General features: G+C 74.4%; 3 protein-coding genes. All 3 read right to left on the reverse strand.

The features are described from left to right. Positions 1–927, reverse strand: a 927-nt coding sequence (locus ACFV0Q_RS40555; protein ID WP_385012994.1) for an FAD-dependent oxidoreductase, incomplete at its 3' end; no start/stop codon positions are given. A gap of 138 nt (positions 928–1,065) precedes the next feature. Then, on the reverse strand, positions 1,066–2,184 hold the full coding sequence (locus ACFV0Q_RS40560) for a hypothetical protein (RefSeq protein WP_385012996.1): 1,119 nt from the start codon (positions 2,182–2,184) through the stop codon (positions 1,066–1,068). Continuing rightward, complete coding sequence (locus ACFV0Q_RS40565) at positions 2,181–2,795, reverse strand: ankyrin repeat domain-containing protein (protein ID WP_385012998.1); 615 nt, start codon at positions 2,793–2,795, stop codon at positions 2,181–2,183. The genes ACFV0Q_RS40560 and ACFV0Q_RS40565 overlap by 4 nt, the downstream gene beginning before the upstream one ends. Positions 2,796–2,882 lie beyond the last annotated feature (87 nt).

A 2,882-nucleotide genomic window follows, 5' to 3' on the forward strand; every position in this document is an offset into this window, starting at 1 on the left:
GGTGGTGAACTGGCCGGTGCCCTTGACGTTGCCCGTGCCGTCGAGCTCGGTGCGCTCGGTGCGCAGGCCGACGACCTTGCCGTCCTCGCCGAGGATCTCGGACGGGGACTCGAAGAAGTGCAGGAACAGCTTGTGCGGGCGGTCGCCGATGTCGCGGATCGCCCAGTTCTCCAGGGTCTTGGCGACCATGTCCGCCTGCTTGTTGGAGCGGCGGGTGGTGATCGAGCCCTCGTCGTAGTCGATGTCCTCGGGGTTGACGATGACCTCGATGTTGGGCGAGTGGTCGAGCTCGCGCAGCTCCATCGGGCTGAACTTGGCCTGCGCCGGGCCGCGACGGCCGAAGACGTGGACCTCGACGGCCTTGTTGGCCTTGAGGCCGTCGTGGACGTTGGCCGGGATCTCGGTCGGCAGCAGCTCGTCGGCCGTCTTGGCGAGGATGCGGGCGACGTCGAGGGCGACGTTGCCGACGCCGAGCACGGCGACCTTCTCGGCCTCCAGCGGCCAGGTGCGCGGCACGTCGGGGTGGCCGTCGTACCAGGAGACGAAGTCGGCGGCGCCGTAGGAGCCGTCGAGCTCGACGCCCGGGATGCTGAGCGCGCGGTCGGCGGTGGCGCCCGTGGAGAAGATCACGGCGTCGTAGAACGCGTGCAGTTCGTCCAGCGAGATGTCGTTCGGGTAGTCGACGTTGCCGAACAGGCGGACCTGGGGCTTGTCGAGGACCTGGTGCAGGGCGGTGATGATGCCCTTGATGCGGGGGTGGTCGGGGGCGACGCCGTACCGGATCAGGCCGAAGGGGGCGGGCATCCGCTCGAAGATGTCGATGGACACACCGGGAGCGGCGGCCGCCTCGGACTTCAGCAGCGCGTCGGCGGCGTAGATACCGGCGGGGCCGGCACCGACGATTGCTACCCGCAGGGGGCGAGGCATGACTGGGTTCCCTTCGACCGACAATCTGACTGATCAGGAGAACCCTAAACTAAGGCCACCCTTACCCGGCACCCGCCCCCTGGTTATGACCCCATAACCTGGCCTTATGGCTTACCAAAGCCTGACTTTTGGCTGACATCACAGGACCGCGATGCCCAGGGGGCGGCTTCCGGCCGCGATCCGGTGGACGCCGCCGCTGGTCAGGTCGACGACCGTGAGGCCGTTCCAGTAGCCGTCGCGGGTGAAACCGCCGGTCACGTACGCGGTGGCGCCGTCACGGGAGACGGCCACGTCCTCGTGCGGGCCGTCGAGCGCGATGACCCGTTCGGTGCCGTCCGGGGAGCGGACGGTGAGGGAGGGCCCCTTGCCGTCCGAGGGGTCGACGGCGCCCGTGCCGACGACCAGCAGGCGCCCGTCGGGAGTGGCCGCCGCTCCGTGCTGGTGGGTGTCGGCCGTCATCGGCTCCACGCTGGTGCGGCCGGTGCGCGGGTCGACCACCGCCAGGCGTTCGCCCTCGAAGGGGAGCAGCAGCATCCCGTCGGCCGGGCGGACCGCTGTGTAGTGGGGCTTCAGCCAGGAGCCGAGTCCGCCTTCGGTGCCGTACGGGGCGACCTCGATCCGGCGCGGCCGCAGCGGGCCCGCGCTGACGACGGTGACGTCGAAGGAGTCGTGCCCGGTGACGTAGACCTCGGAGCCGTCGCGCGCCACGTCCACGTCGAAGGGCCGTCGGCCCACCGGGACGGCGGCGGTGACCTGGGCCTTCGCCGTGTCGATGACCTCCAGGACGCCCCGGGCGCCGGGCACGTTCACGCCGACGTAGGCGCGCGTGCCGTCCGGGGACAGCGCGATGCCCATGCCGCCGCCCCGGTACTCGCCGTCGCCCACCGGGCCGGTGGCGGTGCGGTACGGGATCAGCGCCGTCCGGATCCGGGTGCGGGTGTCGACGACCGCGACGCCCTCGGCGGTGGCCACCCAGGCCCGGCCGTCCGCGCCGACGGCCAGCCCGTACGGGGCCCTGCCGACGGTGACGGCCGCCAGGGGGCCGCGTACGGGGTCCACGAAGGTGACGGTGTCGGCGCCGGAGTCCGCGACCAGCAGGGTGCCGGCCGCGGTGGGGGTGGCGGCGTCGACGGTGGCCGTGAGGGGCGCGGCGGCGGGTCCGGGCGCGGCCGGGGCCCCGCCGGTGCAGGCGGCCAGCAGCAGCGCCCCGGCCAGGGCCGCGAGGGCGGTACGGGGCCTGCGGGAGCGGCGGTTCACCGGCCCGCCCCCGGCTCGGTGGCCGGGCGCAGCAGCCGGGCGATCCCGCCGAAGCCGCGCCGCACGGCGTGCTCGTACGCGGTCACGCCCTCGCGGTCGGCCAGCGCGGGGTCCGCTCCGGCGGCGAGCAGCAGGGCGACGGTCTCCTCGTGGCGGGGGCCGCCGTCGCCGAGGATCACCGCCTCCAGCAGGGCGGTCCAGCCGAGCCGGTTGACGTGGTCCACCTCGATCGAGCTCTCGGCCAGCACGGCGCGGACGTAGCCGGTGTGGCCGCGTTCGGCGGCCGGGATGAGGGAGGTGCCGCCGAAGCGGTTGAGCCGGCGCAGGTCGGGTCCGGCGGCCAGCAGTGCGCGCATCGTCCGGACGCCGCCGGTGACGCCGGTGACCAGCCAGGGGGTGTCGGCGCGGGCGTCGGGGGCGTCGGGGTCGGCCCCGGCGGCGAGCAGGGCCGCGGCCGCCGCGGTGTGGTCGCCGAGGACGGCGAGCAGCAGGGCGGTGCGCAGCCGCTCGTCACGCGCGTCGACGGCGGCTCCGGCGGCGAGGGCCGCGCGGACGGCGTCCTCGTCACCGCGGGCGGCGGCGTCGAGCAGGGTTCGGTCGTGCGGCTTCACGGGTTCCTCCGGTCCGGGCGGGCGGGGCGGGGCGGCGCGTCCCTGTGCCCGCCCGCTTCCCGGCCCCGCTCCCATGGTGGTCCCGGC

Origin of the sequence: Streptomyces sp. NPDC059564 (assembly GCF_042735575.1) — a bacterium.
Lineage (GTDB): Bacteria > Actinomycetota > Actinomycetes > Streptomycetales > Streptomycetaceae > Streptomyces.